The organism is Chryseobacterium metallicongregator, assembly GCF_031324065.1.
In the GTDB taxonomy this organism is placed as follows: domain Bacteria; phylum Bacteroidota; class Bacteroidia; order Flavobacteriales; family Weeksellaceae; genus Chryseobacterium; species Chryseobacterium metallicongregator.
The window spans coordinates 165977-189076 of the sequence record NZ_JAVIXS010000020.1 but is presented as its reverse complement, the minus strand read 5'-3'; the positions used below and the strand labels follow the sequence as shown (position 1 = coordinate 189076).

General features: G+C 35.2%; 23 protein-coding genes. 17 read left to right on the top strand and 6 right to left on the bottom strand.

All coding sequences use genetic code 11. The annotated features are described in order from the left end of the window. The first annotated feature begins 58 nt into the window (after positions 1-58). From REB14_RS18785 to REB14_RS18710, 16 genes are all read left to right on the top strand, one after another. A complete protein-coding gene (locus REB14_RS18785) occupies positions 59-670 on the top strand; it encodes a methyltransferase family protein (protein ID WP_309522955.1) in 612 nt (203 codons plus the stop codon). 71 nt (positions 671-741) lie between these two features. Continuing rightward, complete coding sequence (locus REB14_RS18780) at positions 742-1554, top strand: 2,3,4,5-tetrahydropyridine-2,6-dicarboxylate N-succinyltransferase (protein ID WP_034694413.1); 813 nt, start codon at positions 742-744, stop codon at positions 1552-1554. A 29-nt stretch (positions 1555-1583) separates the two neighbouring features. Continuing rightward, entirely contained in the window at positions 1584-2753 is a 1170-nt protein-coding gene (locus tag REB14_RS18775) for a glycosyltransferase family 87 protein (protein WP_079241581.1), read from the top strand. Positions 2754-2758: 5 nt separating this feature from the next. Beyond that, positions 2759-3688 carry a glycosyltransferase family 2 protein gene (locus tag REB14_RS18770; protein WP_079241582.1) on the top strand — a complete coding sequence of 310 codons (930 nt, stop codon included), beginning with the start codon at positions 2759-2761 and terminating at the stop codon, positions 3686-3688. Between the two features lies 1 nt (position 3689). Continuing rightward, positions 3690-4466 carry a polysaccharide deacetylase family protein gene (locus REB14_RS18765; RefSeq protein ID WP_309522954.1) on the top strand — a complete coding sequence of 259 codons (777 nt, stop codon included), beginning with the start codon at positions 3690-3692 and terminating at the stop codon, positions 4464-4466. Beyond that, positions 4463-5560 carry a glycosyltransferase family 4 protein gene (locus REB14_RS18760; RefSeq protein WP_309522953.1) on the top strand — a complete coding sequence of 366 codons (1098 nt, stop codon included), beginning with the start codon at positions 4463-4465 and terminating at the stop codon, positions 5558-5560. Before REB14_RS18765 ends, REB14_RS18760 begins: the two co-directional genes overlap by 4 nt. A 245-nt stretch (positions 5561-5805) precedes the next feature. Further along, positions 5806-6663, top strand: coding sequence for an ATP phosphoribosyltransferase (gene hisG, locus REB14_RS18755; protein WP_079241585.1), 858 nt, complete (start codon positions 5806-5808; stop codon positions 6661-6663). A 301-nt stretch (positions 6664-6964) separates the two neighbouring features. After that, the gene (hisD, locus tag REB14_RS18750) at positions 6965-8239 is read left to right on the top strand and encodes a histidinol dehydrogenase (RefSeq protein ID WP_309522952.1); all 1275 of its coding nucleotides are present in this window, start codon (positions 6965-6967) and stop codon (positions 8237-8239) included. A 236-nt stretch (positions 8240-8475) separates the two neighbouring features. Next, positions 8476-9501, top strand: coding sequence for a histidinol-phosphate transaminase (gene hisC / locus REB14_RS18745; protein ID WP_079241586.1), 1026 nt, complete (start codon positions 8476-8478; stop codon positions 9499-9501). A 124-nt stretch (positions 9502-9625) separates the two neighbouring features. Next, on the top strand, positions 9626-10720 hold the full coding sequence (gene hisB / locus REB14_RS18740) for a bifunctional histidinol-phosphatase/imidazoleglycerol-phosphate dehydratase HisB (protein ID WP_079241587.1): 1095 nt from the start codon (positions 9626-9628) through the stop codon (positions 10718-10720). Positions 10721-10722: 2 nt separating this feature from the next. Then, positions 10723-11301, top strand: a complete 579-nt coding sequence (gene hisH / locus REB14_RS18735) for an imidazole glycerol phosphate synthase subunit HisH (RefSeq protein ID WP_079241588.1) — start codon at positions 10723-10725, stop codon at positions 11299-11301. Between the two features lie 2 nt (positions 11302-11303). Further along, positions 11304-12026, top strand: a complete 723-nt coding sequence (hisA, locus tag REB14_RS18730) for a 1-(5-phosphoribosyl)-5-[(5-phosphoribosylamino)methylideneamino]imidazole-4-carboxamide isomerase (protein WP_079241589.1) — start codon at positions 11304-11306, stop codon at positions 12024-12026. Then, the gene (gene hisF / locus REB14_RS18725; protein WP_079241590.1) at positions 12019-12771 is read left to right on the top strand and encodes an imidazole glycerol phosphate synthase subunit HisF; all 753 of its coding nucleotides are present in this window, start codon (positions 12019-12021) and stop codon (positions 12769-12771) included. The genes hisA and hisF overlap by 8 nt, the downstream gene beginning before the upstream one ends. Then, on the top strand, positions 12768-13355 hold the full coding sequence (hisIE, locus tag REB14_RS18720; protein ID WP_079241591.1) for a bifunctional phosphoribosyl-AMP cyclohydrolase/phosphoribosyl-ATP diphosphatase HisIE: 588 nt from the start codon (positions 12768-12770) through the stop codon (positions 13353-13355). Before hisF ends, hisIE begins: the two co-directional genes overlap by 4 nt. 217 nt (positions 13356-13572) lie before the next feature. Continuing rightward, on the top strand, positions 13573-15696 hold the full coding sequence (locus REB14_RS18715; RefSeq protein WP_309522951.1) for a TonB-dependent receptor: 2124 nt from the start codon (positions 13573-13575) through the stop codon (positions 15694-15696). A gap of 287 nt (positions 15697-15983) precedes the next feature. After that, the gene (locus tag REB14_RS18710; protein ID WP_079241594.1) at positions 15984-16409 is read left to right on the top strand and encodes a hypothetical protein; all 426 of its coding nucleotides are present in this window, start codon (positions 15984-15986) and stop codon (positions 16407-16409) included. Between the two features lie 84 nt (positions 16410-16493). On the opposite strand, the gene REB14_RS18705 is transcribed toward REB14_RS18710, so the two are convergent. The 6 genes from REB14_RS18705 to REB14_RS18680 form a co-directional block, all read right to left on the bottom strand. Next, entirely contained in the window at positions 16494-17663 is a 1170-nt protein-coding gene (locus REB14_RS18705; protein ID WP_079241595.1) for a M20/M25/M40 family metallo-hydrolase, read from the bottom strand. 212 nt (positions 17664-17875) lie between these two features. Next, a complete protein-coding gene (locus REB14_RS18700; protein WP_309522950.1) occupies positions 17876-19051 on the bottom strand; it encodes a M28 family peptidase in 1176 nt (391 codons plus the stop codon). A 62-nt stretch (positions 19052-19113) separates the two neighbouring features. After that, positions 19114-20292, bottom strand: coding sequence for a M28 family peptidase (locus tag REB14_RS18695; protein WP_079241597.1), 1179 nt, complete (start codon positions 20290-20292; stop codon positions 19114-19116). A gap of 367 nt (positions 20293-20659) precedes the next feature. Next, positions 20660-21004, bottom strand: coding sequence for a 50S ribosomal protein L20 (rplT, locus tag REB14_RS18690; RefSeq protein ID WP_002979659.1), 345 nt, complete (start codon positions 21002-21004; stop codon positions 20660-20662). Positions 21005-21121: 117 nt separating this feature from the next. Further along, the gene (gene rpmI / locus REB14_RS18685; protein WP_034694453.1) at positions 21122-21319 is read right to left on the bottom strand and encodes a 50S ribosomal protein L35; all 198 of its coding nucleotides are present in this window, start codon (positions 21317-21319) and stop codon (positions 21122-21124) included. Between the two features lie 236 nt (positions 21320-21555). Then, positions 21556-22377, bottom strand: a complete 822-nt coding sequence (locus tag REB14_RS18680) for an alpha/beta fold hydrolase (RefSeq protein WP_079241598.1) — start codon at positions 22375-22377, stop codon at positions 21556-21558. 364 nt (positions 22378-22741) lie between these two features. Here REB14_RS18680 and REB14_RS18675 point away from each other — a divergent pair, with 364 nt between their 5' ends. Next, positions 22742-22960 carry a hypothetical protein gene (locus REB14_RS18675; RefSeq protein WP_079241599.1) on the top strand — a complete coding sequence of 73 codons (219 nt, stop codon included), beginning with the start codon at positions 22742-22744 and terminating at the stop codon, positions 22958-22960. Positions 22961-23100 lie beyond the last annotated feature (140 nt).

The following is a 23100-nucleotide window of genomic DNA, read 5'->3' as shown; positions in this document are numbered from 1 at the left end:
ATCATTGCAATAGTATTGCATCACGAAACTTAGGAAATTTGCCCAAAACTATTATCATATGGCAGATTTCATCAGATTTTTTATCCCTTTTTACTTCATCATTTTCTTTTTGGTCTCATTTGTAGGTATTAGCTACAAAGTGGCTAAACAAATTGGAAAAAATCCTAATGTTCTTCCCAAAGATGATTCCGCATACGGACTTGTGGGGTTGTATTTTAAGCTGGTTTTATTCGCTTTGTTTATCTATACAATACTTCTTTTATTTTTTCCGAAAGACATTTTCTCTGCTTTTAAAATCAATGTGCTGGAATATGATCTTTTTCAATATACCGGAATTATATTAATGATTGTTGCTTTCATTTGGGTGATTATAGCGCAGTTACAAATGAAAAACTCATGGAGGATTGGAATTGACAATACAATGAAAACAGATTTGATAATCCATGGATTATTCAGATTTTCAAGAAATCCCATATTTCTGGGAATAACCATCAGCCTTGTTGGGTTTTTTCTTGTTTTTCCTACTGTGATTGCGCTTGCTTTTCTCCTGACAGGAAGCATTTTGATGCAGATCCAGATCAGGCTTGAAGAAGAGTATCTCCTAAAAGAACATGGACAAATTTACGTGACCTACAAAAAGAAGGTGAAGCGCATGTTGAGTCTTTATTAAAAGCATGATGTTAAAACCCGTTTTGCTGAACTTTTTTGTATCTTTGGCCGGTATAATTTTAAATAAGAAACATGTCATTACAACAAACTATTGAAAATATCTGGGACAACAGAGAATTATTGCAGAATGAAGACAGCCAGAAGGCGATCAGAGAAGTTATTTCTTTAGTTGATAAAGGGGAACTTCGTACTGCAGAACCTACAGAAAACGGATGGCAGGTAAATGAATGGGTAAAGAAAGCTGTAGTAATGTATTTCCCGATCCAGAAAATGGAAACAATTGAAGTAGGTCCGTTTGAATTTCATGATAAAATGCCTTTGAAGAGAGGTTATGCAGAAAAAGGAGTGAGAGTTGTTCCACATGCAGTAGCGAGAGAAGGTGCTTATATTGCTCCTGGAGTAATTATGATGCCATCTTATGTAAATATTGGTGCTTATGTAGATTCCGGAACAATGGTAGATACTTGGGCGACTGTAGGAAGCTGCGCACAGATCGGTAAAAACGTTCACCTGAGTGGTGGTGTTGGTATCGGTGGGGTATTGGAACCGTTACAAGCTGCTCCGGTAATCATTGAAGACGATTGCTTTATCGGTTCAAGATGTATCGTTGTAGAAGGAGTTCACGTAGAAAAAGAAGCTGTACTGGGTGCTAACGTAGTATTGACCGCTTCTACAAAAATAATCGATGTTACAGGAGATACGCCAATTGAAATCAAAGGAAGAGTTCCTGCACGTTCAGTAGTAATCCCTGGAAGCTATACAAAACAGTATCCTGCAGGAGAATATCAGGTTCCATGTGCCCTGATCATCGGTCAGAGGAAGGAATCTACAGACAAGAAAACATCTCTGAATGACGCATTGAGAGATAATAATGTAGCCGTTTAAGATTAATATTTTAATCTAATACCACAATCTTGAAAGAAAAATTTCTTAAAATACTATTAAACCCTAAATATATATTTGGGGTTTATCTTATTATATCCGTTGTTACAGCAATTTCCAAATATCTGAGAGGAGATTATGCGATCAATAATTATCTGATTTTTAAAAACGTATTCTTTAATACCATTCATCAGAAAAATTTATTTATCCATTATCCTGATCTTTATTTTGATCTGAACCATTATGGTGTATTTTTCAGTGCTTTGATTGCGCCGTTTGCCATGATGCCGGATTGGTTGGGAATCTCACTTTGGAATATTGCCAATACTTTCATCTTTATCTACGGAATTTATAAACTGCCTTTTTCAGACAGCAAGAAAGCTATTTTCGGATTGCTTTGTCTTCAGGAATACATTACAGCAGCTTTAAGCTTGCAGTTCAATGTAGCGCTAACAGGCCTTTTGTTGTTGTCTGCAGTTTATATTTACGAAAGAAAAGAAGTGAAATCTGTAACTGCAATTTTAATAGGAATATTTGTAAAAATTTACGGAATTGTAGGATTAACACAGTTTTTCTTCATTAAAAATAAAACTAAATTTATTCTTTCAGGAATTGGCATTGCTATATTGTTTTTTGTGCTTCCAATGGCCTATTCAAGTCCGCAGTTTGTCATTCAGTGTTACACGGACTGGTTTCAGTCTATTGTAGAAAAGAATAATGAAAACCAGGTATTAGGAAATATGCAGGATATCTCATTAATGGGCTTTGTAAGAAGAGTTTTAGGAGATGCATCCATTTCTAACCTTGTGTTCTTAGCAGGTGGATTGCCTCTTTTTGCTTTACCTTACATCAGAATTAAGCAATACAAGCATTATGCATTTCAACTGATGATTCTGGCTTCCACATTACTGTTCTTGGTATTGTTCAGTTCAAGTTCAGAATCTCCCACGTATATTATAGCGGTAGTAGGAGTTTTGATCTGGTTTTTCCTTCAGAAAGAAAGAACACCATTTGTTATAGGATTGTTGGTTTTTGTCATTATTTTCACATGTTTCTCAACTTCGGATTTGTTCCCGAAATTTGTAAAAGAGAATTATATCATCAAATATTCATTAAAAGCGGTACCTTGTATTGTAATCTGGTTGAGAGTGACTTATGAACTTCTGACTAAAGATTTTGAGAAAAATTACAGCCTGAATTAATACATATGAAGAAAATTTCAATTGTAATTCCCGCTTATAACGAAGAAGGAAACGTTGCCATGATCCATCAGAAAATTAAAGAAGTTTTTGATGGTTTAAACAATTATGACTTTGAAATCATATTTGTGAATGATGGCAGTAGAGACAATACACAACAAAAATTAGAAGAACTTTCCAGTCAGTATGATGAAGTGAAATTCATCGAATTTTCACGTAATTTTGGACATCAGCCAGCAGTAAAAGCCGGAATGGACAATGCTCACGGAAATGCAGTCATCTCTATGGACGGAGATCTTCAGCATCCTCCTGCGCTGATTCCAGAAATGATTCAGAAATGGGAAGAAGGCTATGACGTAGTTTTTACCTTTAGAACATATCCAAAAGAAATTTCATTTTTTAAAAGAAAAACATCAGACTTATTTTACAAGCTTTTATCAAGCCTCTCAGATGTTAACTTAACAAAAGGTGGCGGTTCAGATTTCAGATTACTGGATGCAGGCGCTGTTGAAGTCATGAGGAATTTTAATGAAGACGATCTGTTTCTGAGAGGATTAACGAGTTGGATGGGTTTCAAACAAACAGGAATCGACTTTACAGCAGCAGAAAGGCTTTCAGGAAAAAGCAGTTACAACCTTAAAAAGATGTTTACTTTTGCCTTTACAGGAATCACTGCTTTCAGCGTGAAGCCTCTTTATCTGGCGGCATATCTGGGGTTTTTATTCTCGGCACTGTCAGTCATTGGATATGGAGCATACGTTATTCATTCATTTATTGCAAAAACTGAGATTTCAGGTTGGGCATCCTTAATTATGACCATTGTTTTCTTTGGAGGACTTCAGTTGATCATCCTCGGAATCATGGGAATTTATTTAGGTAAAATATTCAAACAGGTGAAAGACAGACCAAATTATATTATTAAAAACAAAAATTTTTAGAATGGTTTTATTGAGTTTTGATATTGAAGAATTTGATATGCCATTAGAATATAAGGGTGAAATTCCCTTTGAAAAGCAGATTTCAATTTCACAGACAGGATTAGAGAGAATACTTGACATCCTTAAAAAACATAATGCCAAAGCTACTTTCTTTTCCACGGTAGTTTTTGCAGAAAACAGCAAACCCCTTATTGAAAGGTTATTAAACGAAGGTCATGAACTGGCTTCTCATACATGGTTTCATTCAGAATTTGAAGTTAAACACCTGAAGGAATCCAGAGAGAAACTGGAAGAATTATTTTCCACAAAAGTGACCGGATTAAGAATGCCGAGAATGATGCCTGTAGACGAAAAAGAAGTGGAAAGAGCAGGATATTCTTACAATTCCTCCATCAATCCTACGTTTTTGCCTGGAAGATATAATAATTTAAAAGTATCCAGAACCTATTTCAAAGAAGGAAATGTAACGCAGGTACCAGCCTCGGTTTCTCCTAATTTCAGAATTCCTTTATTTTGGTTAAGCTTTCACAATTTTCCATTATTCTTCTATAAAAAGCTGGCTTCGGACAGTTTGAAAAAAGACAAATATCTGAACATTTATTTCCATCCGTGGGAATTTGCAGAAATCAAAGACGAAGCTTTTAAACTTCCTGGATTTACCGTAAAAAACTCAGGGAAAGATATGGTAGAAAGATTTGATTCGTTCGTACGCTGGCTCAAAGGAGAAGGACATACATTCGGAACATTTCAGGAATTTCAAAAACAGATAGAACGATGAAGATTGCCTTTGATGCAAAACGGTTTTTTCACAATACATCCGGTCTTGGAAATTACTCGAGAGATCTTGTAAGAATCCTTTCCAAATACGAACCGGAGAACGAATATTTGTTACTCAATAAAAACAAATCAGAGCGCGGAAAAGATATTCTGGAACGTCCTAATGTTCAATTTATTGAAACCTCAAAAGGAAATCTGTCCCGTCAATTGAAAATGGGGAAAGATGCCCAAAAACAAAGTGCAGATATTTTCCATGGCTTATCTGGCGAACTTCCTTTAAAATGGGATCCAAAACCTATCAAAAAGGTGGTAACCATTCATGATCTGATCTTTGTAAGATATCCGCAGTATTATTCTTTTTTTGACAGAAAGATTCATTTCTGGAAATTTAAAAAAGCGGCTGATTCGGCTGACAAAATCATTGCTATTTCAGAACAGACCAAAAGAGATATTATCCGGTATTTAAAGGTTCCTGAGACTAAGATTGAAGTTATTTATCAGGGGTGTCATCATGCTTTTAAAGAACAGCAGTCTCCGGAATTAATGGAAGCTGTCAAAGAGAAATGTAAGCTTCCCGAAAGGTTCGTTCTGAATGTAGGAACGATCGAAGATCGTAAGAATCTTTTGAATGTTATAAAAGCAATCAGCGGAACAGGAATTCCATTGGTTGTAGTGGGAAGAAAAACCAAATATTACCAGAAAATAGAAAGTTTTCTTAAAAAGAATAAAATGGAAAAGCAGGTGCTCTTCCTCGAAGGAGTTTCTATGGATGAACTGGCTTGCCTCTATAAACTGGCCGATATTTTTGTGTATCCAAGCTTCTTTGAAGGCTTTGGAATCCCTGTGATTGAGGCACTTTTTTCCAAAACTGTTGTGGTAACAAGCAACACCAGCTGTCTGCCGGAAGCAGGAGGAAAAGACTCAGTTTACATCAATCCGGGTAATGAACTTGATATCCGGGCAAAAATCAAATTTCTCTGGGAAAATGAATCTGAGAGAAAACGCCGTGAAGAAAAGGGTTTCGAGTTTGTTCAGAGGTTTAATGACGAACCTATTGCAAAGGAGCTGATGAATTTTTATCAAAAATTAATCTGAAAAAACTTTGCATTATAAAAATAAATCCTACATTTGCATCATAATTCAAACAATGAAACCAATATTTTTAGCATTACATCATTATCATCATCATCTCTGTTAGGCGGAATTGATTGATATAAGTATGTGCTAAAATCAAAAATAATAAAACCGTCTGAGTAAATAGACGGTTTTTTTGTTTCCTGAATTCTCCTCAGAAATTTCAATAGATCAGTTTTTATTTGCTCGGACCCAAAAAAGGCAAAATGAGTAAATTAAAAATTGCAATCCAAAAAAGCGGCCGGCTTTATGAAGAATCTCTTCAGCTTCTCAAAGACTGCGGAATCTTTGTCAACAACGGTAAAGACCAACTCAAAGTTTCAGTAGATAACTTTCCGATGGAAATCATGTACCTTCGGAACTCAGACATCCCGCAATATCTGGAAGACGGAGTGGTGGATGTGGCCATTGTTGGTGAAAACCTTTTGATTGAAAAAGGTAAAAATATCAAAACAATCCAGACACTTGGTTTTTCAAAATGTCGTGTTTCACTGGCTGTTCCCAAAGAAGTAGAAACCGATGAGCTTTCTTATTTTCAGGGCAAAAAAATTGCCACTTCTTATCCTAATACCCTTAAAAACTTTTTAGAAAAAGAAGGAATAGTATCAGACATTCACGTGATTTCGGGTTCTGTAGAAATCGCTCCTAATATTGGTCTGGCAGATGGAATCTGTGATATTGTCAGCTCCGGAAGTACTTTATTCAAAAACGGATTAAGAGAAACCGTTACTTTATTAAAATCGGAAGCTGTTTTAGCTCAAACACCTCAATTATCGACTGTAAAAGAAGCTATTCTTGAAAAATTTGTATTCAGAATCAAAGCGGTTTTAAAAGCAAAAAACTCAAAATACATTCTGATGAATGTTCCCAACGAAAAAATTCAAAAGGTATCTGAAGTTTTACCTGTATTGAAGAGCCCGACAGTCATTCCTCTTGCAGAAGAAGGCTGGAGCAGTATTCATTCTGTTATTGATGAAGAACGTTTCTGGGAAGTGATTGATGAGCTGAAAGACAATGGAGCCCAGGATATTTTAATCATTCCGATTGATAAAATGGTTATTTAAAATATTGACTACTAAGATGATTAATGTTGGTTAACGCAAAGGCGCAATGAAAGTGAAATTAATACTGTTTTAAGGCGCAAAGGTTTTATCTCCAATAAAATTGAATGCTGCTTTAAGTAAAAAAAATATAATTCAAACACTTGCTGAAAATCTAAGATTTTCTTGCGCCTTAAAAAAGTAAAAGATAAAAAAACTTTGCGTCTTTGCGTTTATCAAAAAAAATAGATTCAGCTAATATATTTATGAAAATCAATAACTTATAAGAATCTTGATGGTTCAAAAAAACTTTCAAAATAATACAATGAAAATATACAGATATCCCATAAAAGAAACCTGGACAGATTTAGTAAAACGCCCTGTTCTTGAGCAGAAAGAGATTTCAGGTTTGATAAAAGAAATATTCGAGGAAGTTGAAAAAAAAGGAGATAAAGCTTTAATAGAATTCAATAAAAAATTTGATAAGGCAGAAACCGTAAGCATTAAAGTATCTGATGCAGAACTTCAAGATGCTGAAAAGCAGATTGATGACGAATTGAAGCATGCTATTCAACAGGCGAAAGAAAATATTTCAATATTTCACACCTCTCAAAAGCAAGCGATTCAAAAAATTGAGACGACAAAAGGAGTAGTTTGCTGGCGCGAAAACCGTGCTGTAGAAAGAGTTGGGATTTATATTCCGGGAGGAACTGCTCCATTATTTTCCACAGTGCTGATGCTTGCTGTTCCTGCAAATCTGGCCGGTTGTAAAGAAATAGTTCTTTGTACGCCACCCGATAAGAATGGAAATATCAATCCTGCAATTCTTTATGCGGCAAAGCTTTGCGGAGTTTCGGAAATCTTTAAAACAGGTGGAGCACAGGCTATCGCAGCTTTCACTTTTGGAACAGAAAGCATTCCTGCAGTTAATAAAATTTTTGGCCCCGGAAATCAGTTTGTGGTTGCAGGAAAAGAATATGCACAACGTTTCGGAGTTGCTATTGATATGCCTGCCGGACCGAGTGAAGTTCTTGTCATAGCAGATGAACAAGCCGTTCCTGATTTTTGCGCTGCAGATCTTCTTTCTCAGGCAGAACACGGGAGTGACAGTCAGGTTGTTTTTATTACGACAGACCTTAAAGTATTTGAAGAGACGATAGAGGCTGTTGGGCAGCAAGTCAAGGATTTACCAAGAAATGAATTGGCGGGTCAGGCATTAGAAAACAGTTCTTTTATTTTAGTCAATTCTTTGGAAGAGGCTCTTGAGTTCAGTAATCTTTATGCTCCGGAGCACCTTATTCTGGCCATCGATGATTTTGAAAAATATATTCCGGAGGTTCAGAATGCAGGCTCAGTTTTCCTTGGAAACTATTCATGTGAAAGTGCAGGAGATTACGCCAGCGGAACCAATCACACCCTTCCTACCAATGCTTATGCGAAGAATTACAGTGGAGTATCACTGGACAGTTTCGTAAAGAAAATAACATTCCAGCACCTTTCAAAGGAAGGTCTTCAGAATTTAGGAAAAACAATAGAGCTCATGGCGGAAGCAGAAGGTTTGTTTGCTCACAAAAATGCAGTGTCAATAAGATTAAAGTAAGAATGTTGGAAAACGCAAAGACGCAAAATAATATTGTAAAATATATTTTTTAGGACACAAAGATTTTATCTCCGATAAAATTGATTAATTTATATAAAAACGCAAAACAAAGCCCATACCCTTGCTGAAAATCTAAGATTTTCTTGCGCTTTAAAAAAGTGTTACAGAATTAAAAAACTTTGCGCCCTTGCGTTTATCCAAAAAAAGAATGTAAGCCATTAAGAAATAATTTAACAATGAAAAATAACAGTATCAAAACTTTAGTAAGAGAAAATATATTACAATTACAGCCCTACATCAGCTTCAGGGATCACAATGAATTCAACGCTCCGGTAATGCTGGATGCGAATGAAAGTCCTTTTGGAGAATGTAACCGCTATCCGGATTCTACTCAGAAAAGGCTTAAAAGCAAGCTTGCAGGGCTTAAAAAGGTGTCACCCTCACAGATTGCCATAGGAAACGGAAGTGATGAGCTGATAGACCTTATCGTTAAAATTTTCTGCGAGCCTAAAAAAGATGCCATTCTGATGATGAATCCGTCATTTGCAATGTATGGTTTCTATGCAGCAATCAATGAAAATAAAGTGTCAAAGCTGAACCTGGATGAAAACTTTGAAATCGTAAAAGACAATTTCTTAAAAGCGGCAGAAGATCCTTCACTGAAGATTTTCTTTTTATGTTCACCTAATAATCCTACCGGAAATAGTGTAGATGATATTGAATTTTATCTTCAAAATTTCAATGGAATTGTAGTAGTAGATGAAGCTTATATTGAATTTTCCGGAAAAAAATCAAGTCTGGAACTGTTGGGTCAATATTCTAACTTGATTGTACTGCAAACTTTTTCTAAAGCATGGGGATTTGCCGGAGCAAGAGTAGGTATGGCTTATGCATCCGAAGAGATTATCACCTTGATTAATACCGTAAAAGCACCTTATAATGTGAATGTTTTGAGCCAGGAATTGATTTTAAAGACATTGGAGGAAGAAAATAAGCTTCAGGAGAATGTAACTCATATTCTGGAAGAGAGAACATGGTTAAAACTGCAGTTTGAAGGAATTACATGCATTAAGAAAGTATTTTCAACAGATGCTAATTTCTTTTTGATCAGAATGGAAAATGTTGACAATGTCTATGCAAAAATGTTGGGTGAAGAAATTTTAACCAGCAGAAGAGACCCGGCTATTCCTGGATGTATCAGGATTAATGTTGGGAACCGTGCAGAAAATGAAAAACTAATTAATCTTTTAAAAGAAATATAAATATAAACCATTAAGAAAGATGAATAAGAAGAATATAGCTCAATTAATAGCTTTAGCTATGCCCTTAATAATTCTTAATCCCTTAAAAGAGCTTAATGGTTAAAAACAATTTTATAAAAAACATATGAAAAAAGTACTTTTTATAGACCGTGACGGCACATTGATCATTGAACCGCCTACAGATTTTCAGGTAGATTCTCTGGAAAAGCTTGAGTTTTATCCGGGAGTTTTTCAAAACCTGGCAAAAATTGTCAGTGAGCTGGATTACGAGCTGGTGATGGTAACCAATCAAGACGGGTTGGGAACGGAAAGTTTTCCTGAAGAAGATTTCATAAAACCCCATGCGAAAATGTTGCAGGCATTTGAAAATGAAGGGATTATTTTTAGTGATATTTTAATTGATAAAAGCTTTGAATCCGAAAATCTTCCTACCAGAAAACCAGGAATCGGAATGCTGACAAAATACATCTATGGCAATTATGATCTTGAAAATTCCTATGTAATTGGTGATCGAAATACGGATGTTCAACTCGCTAAAAATCTTAATTCTAAGGCTGTTTATCTTAATCAAAACTTAAATACTGAAGCTGAGCTGTCTGCTACAAGCTGGTCAGAGATTTATCAGTTCTTAAAATCAGGAATGAGAAAGGCTAAAGTCTCCCGCAAGACCAATGAAACAGATATCGAAATTGAAGTCAATCTTGATGGAAATGGTAAATCAGATATTTCAACCGGACTTCATTTTTTTGATCACATGCTGGACCAGATTGCGAGACACGGAAATATGGATTTGACCATCAAAGTAAACGGAGATCTTGCTGTAGATGAGCACCATACTATTGAAGATACAGGGATTGTACTGGGAGAGGCCATTTTAAAAGCCTTAGGAAAGAAAAAAGGAATCGAAAGATATGGTTTCTTACTTCCGATGGATGACTGCCTTTCTCAGGTGGCTATAGATTTCGGTGGCAGACCATGGTTGGTTTGGGATGCGCCGTTTAGAAGAGAAAAAATAGGAGATATGCCTACAGAAATGTTTTTTCACTTCTTTAAATCCTTTACTGATGCTTCAAAATCCAATCTGAATATCAAAGCAGAAGGAGATAATGAACACCACAAAATAGAATCCATCTTTAAAGCATTTGCAAAAGCCGTTAAAATGGCGGTAAATCAATCGGATAGTAATTACAGTTTACCTTCTACAAAAGGAAGTTTATAAAAATGATTGCCATAATAAAATACAACGGAGGAAATGTAAACTCTGTCCAGAATGCCCTCAACAGACTGAAAATAGATTCTGTGATCACTGATGATCCCGAGCAGATTTTAAAAGCTGATAAAGTGATCTTTCCTGGTGTAGGAGAGGCTTCATCCACCATGAAACTGCTGAAAGAAAAAGAACTTGATCTTTTGATTCCAAGCCTTACACAGCCAGTTTTAGGAATATGTCTGGGAATGCAGCTGATGTGTAAGGGAAATGAAGAAGGAGATACCGAAGGAATGGGGATTTTTGATATTAATGTCAGAAAATTTCCAGCAAAGGATATTGTTCCGCATATGGGTTGGAATACTGTTTCGGGACAGACTTCTCCTTTGTTTTCAGGAATTGAAAACAGCAGTGATGTGTATTTTGTACACAGCTATTATTGTGAGCTTTCAGACTTTACCACTTCTGTCTGTGATTATATTCTGCCTTTCAGTGCTTCATTGCAGAAAGATAATTTCTATGCAGTGCAGTTTCACCCTGAAAAATCAGGAATTGTGGGAAATCAGATCGTTAAAAACTTTATAAATTTATAATGATGAAAATAATTCCGGCTATTGATATTATCGACGGCAAATGTGTCCGTTTATCAAAAGGAGATTACAATACAAAGAAAATATACAATGAAGACCCTGTAGAAGTGGCGAAAGAATTTGAAAGTTTCGGCATTCAGTTTCTGCACCTGGTGGATCTTGATGGAGCAAAATCAAAGCATATTGTCAATCAGAAGGTTCTTGAAAATATTGCTCAGTCTACTTCGCTGCATATTGATTTTGGAGGAGGATTAAAAACTCAGGAAGATATTGAAGCAGCTTTTAATTCTGGGGCAAAACAGATTACTTTAGGAAGTATTGCGGTGCAAAATCCTGAATTCTGCTATGAAATGATTCAAAAATATGGCACTGAGAAAATTATCCTTGGAGCTGATTGTGACAACAGAAAAATCAAAACCTCCGGATGGCTCGAAGAAAGTGATAATGACATCATTGATTTCATCCTTCAGTATCAGGAAAAAGGAATACAATCCACAATATGTACCGATATTGCAAAAGATGGGATGTTGGAAGGGCCGTCAACAGGCCTTTATATTGAGATTTTATATAAAACCTCAGTTCAGCTGGTAGCGAGTGGAGGGATTTCAGAAATTGCTGATGTGTATAAAATGAAAGATATCGGTTGTGCGGGGACAATTATCGGGAAAGCAATTTACGAAGGAAAAATAAGCTTACAACAACTTCAAAATTTTATTGAAAATGCTTAAGAAAAGAATTATTCCATGTCTGGATATTAAAGATGGAGCTACGGTGAAAGGAATCAATTTTGAAGACCTTAAAAATGCAGGAGATCCCGTAGAGCTTGCCAAAAAGTATGAACGGGAAGGTGCTGATGAACTTGTTTTTCTGGATATTACTGCCACTATTGAGAATAGAAAAACGTTTGTAGAGCTGGTAAAAGATATTGCAAAAGAACTCAGCATTCCCTTTACAGTAGGAGGTGGAATTTCTTCAGTGGAAGATGTCAGAAAGCTTTTGGAAGCAGGAGCGGATAAAATCAGTATTAATTCCTCAGCGGTAAAAAATCCGGCACTTATTTCTGAGTTAGCTAAAGAATTCGGTAGCCAATGCGTTGTGGTGGCTATTGATACAAGGCTGGTGGCTGATAAAGACCTGGTTCATATCAAAGGTGGAAGAGAAGCGACCGAACTTCTTACCATAGAATGGGCAAAAGAAGCAGAGTCTCTGGGCGCAGGAGAAATTTTGCTGACTTCTATGGATGGTGATGGCACAAAAAATGGCTTTGATCTTCGCATTACAAAATTGGTTTCAGACAATATAAGCATTCCTGTGATTGCTTCAGGAGGTGCTGGTAAAGTAGATGACTTTGTTAAAGTATTCAATGAAACAAAAGCTACAGGAGGATTGGCAGCCAGTATTTTCCATTTTAATGAAATAGGGATTCAGGATTTAAAACAACAGTTAAAAACTCAAAAAATAGAAGTACGATGAAAATAGATTTTAATAAAGATAACGGGCTTGTTCCGGTAGTCATCCAGGATAGCAGAACACTACAGGTTTTGATGCTGGGCTACATGAATGAAGAGGCTTTTGAAAAAACAAAGAAAGATGGAATTGTTACTTTTTTCAGCCGTTCCAAAAACAGACTCTGGACAAAAGGTGAGGAATCGGGTAATTTTTTAACGGTAAAAAGTATTGAGATCGACTGCGATCAGGACACCATTTTAATTAAAGCCGTTCCGAAAAATGTAGTTTGCCATACAGGAAGTTTCAGTTGTTTTGGAGAAAAGAATGCCAAAGGATTTCTGTATGAACTGGAAGATAAAATATCACAACGAATAGATACCAAAACTGAAGACTCTTATACCTATTCACTTTATCAGAGAGGAATCAATAAAATGGCTCAAAAAGTAGGTGAGGAAGCGGTAGAGCTTGTCATAGAAGCAAAAGATGACAATGAAGATCTTTTTAAAAATGAAGCTGCAGATCTGCTGTATCACTTCTTAATCTTATTGAAAGCAAAAGGGTTTTCACTGGAAGAGATTGAAGAAATTCTTAAAAGTAGAGATCAATAAACCTTTGAATTAATTCAAAGGTTTTTTATATATGACCATTATCAGTTGGTATTAATAAAATAAACTATAATGATTATATGGATTAATTATTTTATTTAAATGTGTTTTGTGTATAAATTTTAAACTATTTCAAGAGAAGGATTATTAAAAGACTTAAAATTCAAAGATTGTTAAAAATTGTACTTTTGTTTTTAATTATTCTAAATAACACTTAAGTATGAATAAATCTATTTTCTTAATCGGAAGCCTCGTGGCATTTGCTCAAGTCGCTGCCCAGAAAAAAGATTCATTAGAACATAACAGGCTTGATGAAGTGATTGTTACCGCATCAAGATCTCCGGAAATTGTAAAGAAAACAGCTTCTACCGTCAACATTATCAATAAAAAAGAAATTACAGAGCAGTCATTGATTTCTGCTGATCTCAGTAATATTCTGGCCTATAAAGTACCAGGATTAGCATTTGGGAATAATCTGGTAAGTAACAGAGGACAAACATTAAGAGGAAGAAATGTTTTGATTATGATCGACGGAATTCCACAATCCAGTCCGTTACGTAACAACGACAGAGAAATCAGAAGTATTGATCCTTCGGTCTTAGAACGAATTGAAGTGGTAAAAGGAGCGACTTCCATTTATGGGAATGGTGCAGAAGGAGGAATCATTAATTATATTACTCAAAAAAGTACTTCTGGTAAAATTTTTTCAGGTAGAACGGTATTAGGATTTACCAGTCATGATCTGTTTAATAACAAAATGTTCAAATCAGAGGGTGGCGCAGGATACAGAGTTTCACAAAGTTTCTTCGGAAAAGTAGGAAAATTCGATTATCTGGTGAATGGAACTCTTACTCAAAGCGGTGTAAAAATAGATGGCGAAGGATTGGTTCAGAATCCTAGATACGGATTAGGAGAAACTGCTGTCAACAATATTTTTGCAAAAATAGGATATGATTTGAATGATAACAATAGACTGGAAGTGATGTATAACTACTATTCGAGTCTGCAGGATTCCAAATATATTTTAGATCTCGGGAAATATGGAGAGAAACCTTCTACCGGGAAATTAGGAGACAGAGAAGGAGTGAAAGAAGGCACAAGATATAACCACAATGGATATCTTAAGTATATCAATAAGAATATTTTCCGTAACACGACCCTTAACACTACTTTATATTTCCAGGATTTTTATACCATTTATGATTACAGAAATGCTCCGAGATGGAAAACAGGAGGACAATCGGCTATTTTAGAAAAAAAATATGGTTTCAGAGCTGATTTTAATACAGAATTTGGAAAAGAGAAAGGATTAAAAGGTTCATTAACTTATGGTCTGGATCTTTTAAATGAAAAAACAAGTCAGCCGTTGGTAGATGGAAGAATGTGGGTTCCGGAAATGAATATGCTGGCTGCAGCGCCTTTCGTACAGGGAAAACTTTTTCTTACTGATGATCTGACGGTAAAAGCAGGAGTTCGATGGGATAAAATGTCCGTAAAAGTTCCTGATTATACTACTTTACCTTCAAACAAAGATGTTCCCTTCAATGTAGAAGGAGGAAGATTAAACTATTCAAACCTGTCTTACAATGTAGGAGTGAGTTATGTGGCATTTGATTTCTTCCAGCCATTCACTTCTTATTCCAGAGGATTTAATATTTATGATCTGGGGCGTGTACTGAGAGATGCAAAAAGCAATGTTCTGAGTGAAATCAATACAGATCCTGTGGTTATTGACAACTATGAAATTGGTTTCAACAGTAAGATCGGTCAGTATGTAGATTTTTCAGCCAGTTATTTTTATAATTACTCCAAGTTGGGAGCTGATCTTGTTTCTGTAAATGGTTTCTGGACTCCGCTTCGTGCTCCTCAGTATATTAACGGAGTAGAATTAGCGGTGAATATCTATCCGACACAGGGATTAACCATTGGAACCAATTATACTTATCAGGAAGGAAAAGTGGATGTGAAAAATGACAACAGCTACGAAAAATATTTAAGCGGTTTAAGAATTGCACCCGCAAGATTGAATTCTTTTGTTAAATGGAATGATAAGGCTCAGAAATTACAACTGGGTGTTTATCACATGTATTCGTTTAAGAGAGATAAGTTTGAACCTGCCGCATCAGGAAAGTATGATGAAGGAGAAGGTCCTGTGAAAAGCTTTAACCTGTTCAATGTTCAGGGAAGCTATAAACTTAATCAACTTATGACAATAGGACTTGGAATAGAGAATGTATTCAACACTTCTTATTTCACGCCAACTTCGATGTATACAGCTCGTGATGCAGAATATGTACGCGGAAACGGAAGATATTACACGGTTTCTCTTAATTTTAATTATTAATTTGAATCCTTTTTATAAAAACGAGCCCTTTTCTATTGACGAAAAGGGCTCGTTCATTAAGTGACATTCATTCATAATATTCTTGGAAAAATGTTTATTTTAGGAAATGAAATATGCTTTAGTAATCTGGTCAGCAATTTGCCTTATCCCGGTATTCATTTTTTTATTTCAGGATAAATCTGTTAAAGGTATTAGCGTGGTTGATTTAAAGAATATCTTTTTAATCTTTATGGTTGGAGTCTTAATGAATTTTTCAATAATAAAAGGAATCAAATATTGTAATCAAAATGATTAATCAATTACATGAAGCAAAGAACCTGATGGATGATGAACAATATATACCCGCCATTACAATATTGCAAAATTTAAATGGATTGTCTCCCAAATCTGAAAACTACAGACTATTATTCATGTCAAACTGTTGGTATAAACTAGGAGAATATCAATGGACTATAGATATTGCTGGTTATGTATTACAAAGAGACAAGCATAATGAATTAGCATCTCAGTTAAAATATCTGTCCTATTGTGAAATGAAAGATTTTAATAATGCTTTAAAAGAAATGATCCGTTTTTTATCATGTAATGAGGCGGATCTTTATAAAGTAACTCTGGAGGAATTATTGACAGATATCAAAGATGGATTTATTAATGAAGAAGATATAGTTTCTAAAATCAAAGAGTTGGCATTCAAAAATAATTGTTTAAAGTGAAAAAATTTTAAACAGGCAGGCTCATTTAAAACAAAACAGCAGGAATAATCCTACTGTTTTGTTTTTTGTCAATGGATTGAATTTTTATCTTTCAATCATAATATTCTTAACAACAGTCTCTTCACCCACTTTCAAAACTCCAATATATACTCCATTTTGAAGAGCAGATACATTAATCTTTCTTTCATTATTCACTTTCAAAAGTGATCTTCCCATAGAATTACTGATTTCAAAACTGAAATTCATTTCTTTAGAATCAGGTAATTCAATATTCAGAACATTATTGGCTGGGTTAGGATAGATTTTTACAGCTTCCAGTGAATTTTTAGAGGCTGCCTTGCTCATTGTAGTAGAAGCTGTTGCAAAGTGCTGTAATGCTCCCACAGTAGCTTTCCCGATCTTGTATACATAAACAGGATCCATATTAGTGAAAGTATCCTTAGAGCTGTGAGGGTAAGTACTTCTTATCCTTTCAAAAAAACCGGTAATCACTTCACCTTTCTGCTCAAAAGGAATATAATCTGTATCAGCTGCCGGATCTACAGCAGTCAGAAGAGGAGAGTAGAGTGCTGTACAATTTCTTAGCTGTTGAGTGACAGCTGCAGAAGCGGCATTATTACTGGAAACACCTCCCTGATCTTCATCACAATATACCGTTGTATTGTTGTTTCCTTTCACTCCGCCTACCTGATCCAGATTGAAGACCAGTTTGATATCCAATTTGCGGACACCTCCCTGATATACCACATTATTCACATAATGGCTGCTTCCTTTTAACCCCTGTTCTTCACCTGAAAAATGGATAAACTTTATAGAATATTCAGTAGGAACATTTTTCAGAATCCTTGCTGCTTCAAGAATGATAGATGTTCCGCTGCCGTTATCATTTACTCCCGGGCCATAAATGGTGTCGAAATGCCCACAGATAATGACATATTTGTTGGGGTAAAGTGTTCCGGTTTTGGTAATAATTAAATTTTTCGAACTGGTGCTTCCAAAGGTAAAAGGACTTTCTTCGATCTGGCTGGCAGTATAGCCGTAAGAAAGATACTTATTTTTGATCCAGTTCAACGTGTTGGTATTAGCTACCGAGCCTGTAGTTTTTACGCCTAAATTACTAAACTCCTGAAGATTGGTGGTGATATTGGTTTGGGTAACCAAATCCGCTCTGTCTTTGTAAGCCTGAATAAAAGTTTGAGCCGCAATACTCTGTATCATCAATGCAGAGCATAAAAGTGTTGTGAATTTTTTCATATAAATAATATTATTTTGGTAACACGAATGTAGTAAATAAATCACAAAGAAGTGTTTAATATTTTAAAATAAAAGAATATTTATTATGAATATCACATCAATCTTCGTGTATGTGTTATAAATGCCGTAATGCGAATCTGGTGTGAAAAAATAAAAAACCTTTGAATTGCTTCAAAGGTTTTTGTATTCATATGGTTGTATAGTAATACAAATTATTTTTCGATCACCACTTTTCTTACAACCTTTTGGTCTCCGGTTTTTAAAATTCCGATATAAGCTCCGTTTTCCAGTGATGAAACATTAATTCTTGTTTCATTGTTTCTTTTGAAAATAGATCGTCCCTGGAAATCAGTGACTTCGAAAGTAAAGTTTTTAATTCCGGAATCCGGAAGTTCGATATTGATGATGTCTTTAGCGGGATTTGGATAGATTTTTACTGTTTCCAAAGTATTTTTTACAGCAATTTCATGCGTTCCCAATGTGCCGGTAGCAACAGCGAAATGCTGTAATGCTCCCACGGATGCTTTTCCTATCTTGTAAATATAGACAGGATCTGTATTGGCAAAAGTATCATTCACTGTATGCGGATAGGTACTTCTTATTCTTTCAAAGAAACCTGTGATTACTTCGCCTTTTTGCTCAAAAGGAATGTAATCCGTATCAGCAGCAGGATCTACGGCAGTCAGAAGAGGAGAGTAGAGCGCTGTACAGTTTCTCAGTTCCTGGGTCACAGCAGCCGAAGCGGCATTATTGGAAGAAAGTCCACCCTGATCTTCATCGCAATAAACAGTATTGTTGTTATTTCCCATTACACCGCCAACCTGATCCAGATTGAAAACAAGTTTAATATCCAGAACACGAACACCACTCTGGTATGCTACATTGTTTACATAATGTTTACTTCCCAGAAGTCCTTGTTCTTCTCCGGAAAAATGGATGAATTTTATAGAGTATTCAGTCGGAACATCTTTCAGAATTCTTGCTGCTTCAAGAATAATAGAAGTTCCGCTTCCATTATCATTGATTCCTAAACCGGTAATACTGTCGAAATGTCCACAGATGATTACATATTTATTAGGATACAGTGTGCCCGTTTTGGTAATGACCAGGTTTTTAGAATTATAGCTTCCTGCAGTGAAAGGGTCTTCTGCTATCTGGCTGGCTGTATATCCGTAAGAAAGGTACTTGTTTTTGAGCCATGTCAGGGCGTTGGCATTAGCGGTTGACCCTGTAGTTTTTACCCCTAGATTAGCAAATTCCTGAAGGTAAGTTGTAATATTGGTTTGATTTACCATATCTGCCCTGTCCTGATAAGCCTGAATAAAACTCTGGGCTCCAGTATTTTGAATAGCGATAGAAGCCAATAAAAAAGTAGCGATTTTTTTCATTTTATGAGAGTAATGCTGAATATTCCTGAATGTAAAACAGCTTCAGAATATTCCACCTGACATTATTTATTAATGATTATTTTTTTTGTAGTATTTCCTTTATCGGTTTTAATGGTAAAAGTATAGACTCCATTTGTTAATCCTGAAGTATTTATTTTTTCCTGGTTTTCAAGAATTAATACAGTATTTCCAGACATGTCATTGACTTCAACTTTGAATTGTTTTACCTTTTCCTGAAATTCAACAGTCACAAGATCTTTAGCTGGATTAGGATAAACCCTTATGGCTTCTGTTGAGTGTTGTGCTGTATCTTTAGTGCTTAAAAGATTGTTGGAAGTAGAGGCAACGGCAAAGTGCTGTAAAGCTCCCACAGCTGCTTTTCCTACATTAAAAACATACACAGGATCCAGATTGGCAAAAGTGTCACTTACAGTATGCTCATTATTACTTTGGATGGTTTCATAGAATCCGGTAATAGTGTATCCTTTCGCTTCAAAAGGCATGTAATCTGAGCTGTAAGCATGAGATAGATTCGTCTGAAGAGGGGAATATAGGGTAGTACAGGTCATCAATTCCTGAGTTAGAGTATTGGATATTGCATTATTGGAAGATACTCCGCCTTCATCTCTTTCACAGTTGATGGTAGTATTATTATTTCCTATAAGACCTCCTACCTGATCAATATTTAAAACCAATTTTATATCCAGAACCTTATTACCATTCTGATAAGCTACATTGTTTACATAATGGTTACTTCCCACAAGCCCTTGTTCTTCCCCGGAAAAATGAATAAACTTGATAGAGTATTCTGTAGGAACATTTTTCAATATTCTCGCTGCTTCCAGAATAATGGAAGTTCCACTTCCGTTGTCACTTACTCCAGGACCTACAATTGTGTCATAATGTCCGCAAATAATGATGTATTTGTTAGGGTATACTGTTCCTGTTTTGGTAATAATTAGATTTTTTGAAGTGTTGCTTCCGTAGGTAAAAGAATCTTCAGACATATTAGTTGCTGTATATCCGTAAGACAGATATTTGTTTTTAAGCCAGTCCAGAGCATTATTATTAGCTGTTGTACCTGTTTTTTTTACTCCAAACCCTGCAAATTCCTGAAGGTTTGTACTAATATTGGTTTGGGTAACCATGTCTGCTCTGTCCTTATAAGCTTGAATAAAACTTTGTGCACTCATATTTTGCAGTGCAATGGAAGTGAGCAAAAAAGCTGCAACTTTTTTCATTTTTGATACTTTCTTTAGAGATTGCTAATATAGCAATAAATCATTATTTATTGTTGGTTTTTAAATAGAATAGTGCTTGTTTGCTTAATTTATTATTAATAATATGTCTTTTTGTTAAATTTATCGTTACGCTAGTTTAAAATTCATTAAATGAATAAAATTTAGGTAAATTTTTCTTTATTATTAAGTGTATTCAATGATAAATTCATGTTTTATTAATTCTATCTAATAAGGTTTACTGTTGATATGGAAATTATAATAGGATTGATAAGAGTATCAGCTGGATTTTTAACAGTAATAAAAGTATATAACAAAAAAATCCCGGGAAATCCCGGGACCTTATATTGATAACAAAATCTATTCTACATTATTTTACTTGATCTACAACAGCTTTGAAAGCTTCAGGGTGATTCATTGCTAAATCTGCTAAAACTTTTCTGTTAAGTTCGATGTTGTTCTTTTTAAGAGCTCCCATAAATTGAGAGTAAGACATTCCGTGCTCTCTAGTTCCCGCGTTGATACGAGTGATCCAAAGTGCTCTGAAATTTCTCTTTTTCTCTTTTCTACCACGGTAAGCATATTGCATTGCTTTTTCTACCGCGTTTTTAGCTACAGTCCAAACGTTCTTTCTTCTTCCGAAATAACCTTTAGCGTGCTTAAAAATTTTCTTTCTGCGAGCTCTTGAAGCTACGGCATTTACTGATCTTGGCATAATTTAAATTGTTTTTTTGAAAAGGGCGGCAATGTTATTGCTCTTATTGGCACCGTTTCAGGGTTAAAATTGTGAATTTGTTTGAATTCTTATAAACCGAATATAGATTTATAAAAACTACTTAATTGCTAATTGACGTTGAACGCTTTTCTCATCCACTTTAGCTACGTAAGAAGTAGACGTAAGATTTCTCTTCTGCTTAGTTTCTTTCTTAGTTAAGATGTGGCTTTTGTAAGCGTTTTTTCTTTTGATCTTACCTGTTCCAGTAAGAGCAAAACGTTTCTTAGCACCTGATTTCGTTTTTAATTTTGGCATTGTTTTGCTTTTTTATTGTTTTTGTTATCAATATCTGTTTTGGCTACTCCTAAAGACATTAGGAATAATAGTTTGCAAAATTACGAAAAAAAAATGAGACATGAAAGTATTTTTTAATAGGGATGAACAGGAAGAAAATGATCCTCAAATTGGAAAGACAGACCTGTATTAAAAACAAGTCTGCCTTTTTATAGATAAGCTCTTTACTGTAAACTTAATCCAGTCTCTATAGAAACCTAAGATTTGAAAAACTCCAAAAGGTCTTTGTTGATTGTTTCAGCCTCCGTTGTCGGCATTCCATGAGGAAAACCAGGATAAGAGATTAGTTTACCATTTTTAAGCAGGGTAGCAGCTACTTTACCAGTTGTTTCAAAAGGAACAATCTGATCATCTTCGCCATGCATTACAAGTACCGGTACCTCTACACTTCTAAGATCTTCAGTGAAATCTGTTTCAGAGAACGCTTTTACACAGTCATAATGTGCTTTGATAGAACCGCTCATTCCCTGTCTCCACCAGTTTCTCTGGATTCCTTCAGAAACATTTGCTCCTTCTCTGTTGTATCCGTAAAAAGGAAAGGTAATATCAATGAAAAACTGTTGCCTGTGTTTCGCTGTATTGTTTCGGATATCATCAAAAACAGAAATAGGAACCCCATTAGGGTTATTCTCATTCTGAACCATAATAGGTGTCACTGCACTTACCAGAACGGCTTTTGCCACTCTTCCGTTACCGTGTTTTGCTACATATCGGATTACTTCACCACCGCCTGTGGAATGACCTACATGGATCACATCTTTTAAATCTAAAGCTGCAACAATTTCTGCTACATCGGAAGCATAAGTATCCATATCATGTCCGTAAGGAGTCTGTTCAGATCTTCCGTGTCCTCTTCTGTCATGAGCAATTACTCTGTAGCCCTGTTCTAAAAAGAAGAACATTTGTGCATCCCAGTCATCACTGGATAATGGCCATCCGTGGTGAAAGAAAACCGGTTGTCCTTTTCCCCAATCTTTGTAATAAATTTCTGTTCCGTCTTTTAATGTAAGTGTGCTCATTGTTTCTTTTTTAATAATTAATAAATAGTGTATTTGACTTTTTTATAATCACAAATGTAGATAGAAAACCTTTATAATATCTTGATCTAAGATAATAATTCATTAAAAATTTATAAACAATAATAATATATAGATAATATTCTTTAAAACTAGAATGGGTTGGAATTTTTTATATTATAAATGTCTGCAGGTGAAAAAAACTCAAAATTAGTTTTAAATGATCTCAGAAAAAGTCTGGCGGCTATCAAATATAGCTGATAATCGGGATTGTCTTATTTTTTGATTATTTCTACTATTGAGAATCAAATTCAGATATACTTGATGGTCTTCTGAATTCATATTTAAATTATAAACCTATATCATTATGCTTTCATCCGCAGATTTACAGATTGAAAGAGCCATATTCTTTGCTGTGCTGATTCTATTTTTCGGAGCTGGATTTTTGTGCACCCTTATTATTTTTATAATGAATTCTGTACAGAAGAAAAATAAAAGTGGAGGGTATTATTTGCTCTTATTTCTCATTTCCGGAGCTGTTGGAGTCGCTTTAGTTGCATTTTATTTCTATACGATGTTGCTGTAGTGTCTTTTGCAGGTTAGATATTTTAAAAGGTTTTCTCAGAAGATGCAAAGGTGTAAAAACCCCTGTTATCAGGGATGTTTTTGTACTGCTTCTATTTTTATCTTTGACTCAAAAATTACCAAAGATAAAACGGTTAAAAT

Coding starts and splice junctions, on each gene's coding strand:
- hisIE (WP_079241591.1), top strand. CDS start 12,768: ATGAAAATAGATTTTAATAAAGATAACGGGCTTGTTCCGGTAGTCATC.
- rpmI (WP_034694453.1), bottom strand. CDS start 21,319: ATGCCAAAATTAAAAACGAAATCAGGTGCTAAGAAACGTTTTGCTCTT.
- REB14_RS18780 (WP_034694413.1), top strand. CDS start 742: ATGTCATTACAACAAACTATTGAAAATATCTGGGACAACAGAGAATTA.
- REB14_RS18760 (WP_309522953.1), top strand. CDS start 4,463: ATGAAGATTGCCTTTGATGCAAAACGGTTTTTTCACAATACATCCGGT.
- hisA (WP_079241589.1), top strand. CDS start 11,304: ATGAAAATAATTCCGGCTATTGATATTATCGACGGCAAATGTGTCCGT.
- hisD (WP_309522952.1), top strand. CDS start 6,965: ATGAAAATATACAGATATCCCATAAAAGAAACCTGGACAGATTTAGTA.
- REB14_RS18695 (WP_079241597.1), bottom strand. CDS start 20,292: ATGAAAAAAGTTGCAGCTTTTTTGCTCACTTCCATTGCACTGCAAAAT.
- REB14_RS18765 (WP_309522954.1), top strand. CDS start 3,690: ATGGTTTTATTGAGTTTTGATATTGAAGAATTTGATATGCCATTAGAA.
- rplT (WP_002979659.1), bottom strand. CDS start 21,004: ATGCCAAGATCAGTAAATGCCGTAGCTTCAAGAGCTCGCAGAAAGAAA.
- REB14_RS18715 (WP_309522951.1), top strand. CDS start 13,573: ATGAATAAATCTATTTTCTTAATCGGAAGCCTCGTGGCATTTGCTCAA.
- REB14_RS18675 (WP_079241599.1), top strand. CDS start 22,742: ATGCTTTCATCCGCAGATTTACAGATTGAAAGAGCCATATTCTTTGCT.
- hisF (WP_079241590.1), top strand. CDS start 12,019: ATGCTTAAGAAAAGAATTATTCCATGTCTGGATATTAAAGATGGAGCT.
- hisB (WP_079241587.1), top strand. CDS start 9,626: ATGAAAAAAGTACTTTTTATAGACCGTGACGGCACATTGATCATTGAA.
- hisH (WP_079241588.1), top strand. CDS start 10,723: ATGATTGCCATAATAAAATACAACGGAGGAAATGTAAACTCTGTCCAG.
- hisG (WP_079241585.1), top strand. CDS start 5,806: ATGAGTAAATTAAAAATTGCAATCCAAAAAAGCGGCCGGCTTTATGAA.
- REB14_RS18785 (WP_309522955.1), top strand. CDS start 59: ATGGCAGATTTCATCAGATTTTTTATCCCTTTTTACTTCATCATTTTC.
- hisC (WP_079241586.1), top strand. CDS start 8,476: ATGAAAAATAACAGTATCAAAACTTTAGTAAGAGAAAATATATTACAA.
- REB14_RS18710 (WP_079241594.1), top strand. CDS start 15,984: ATGATTAATCAATTACATGAAGCAAAGAACCTGATGGATGATGAACAA.
- REB14_RS18700 (WP_309522950.1), bottom strand. CDS start 19,051: ATGAAAAAAATCGCTACTTTTTTATTGGCTTCTATCGCTATTCAAAAT.
- REB14_RS18680 (WP_079241598.1), bottom strand. CDS start 22,377: ATGAGCACACTTACATTAAAAGACGGAACAGAAATTTATTACAAAGAT.
- REB14_RS18705 (WP_079241595.1), bottom strand. CDS start 17,663: ATGAAAAAATTCACAACACTTTTATGCTCTGCATTGATGATACAGAGT.
- REB14_RS18770 (WP_079241582.1), top strand. CDS start 2,759: ATGAAGAAAATTTCAATTGTAATTCCCGCTTATAACGAAGAAGGAAAC.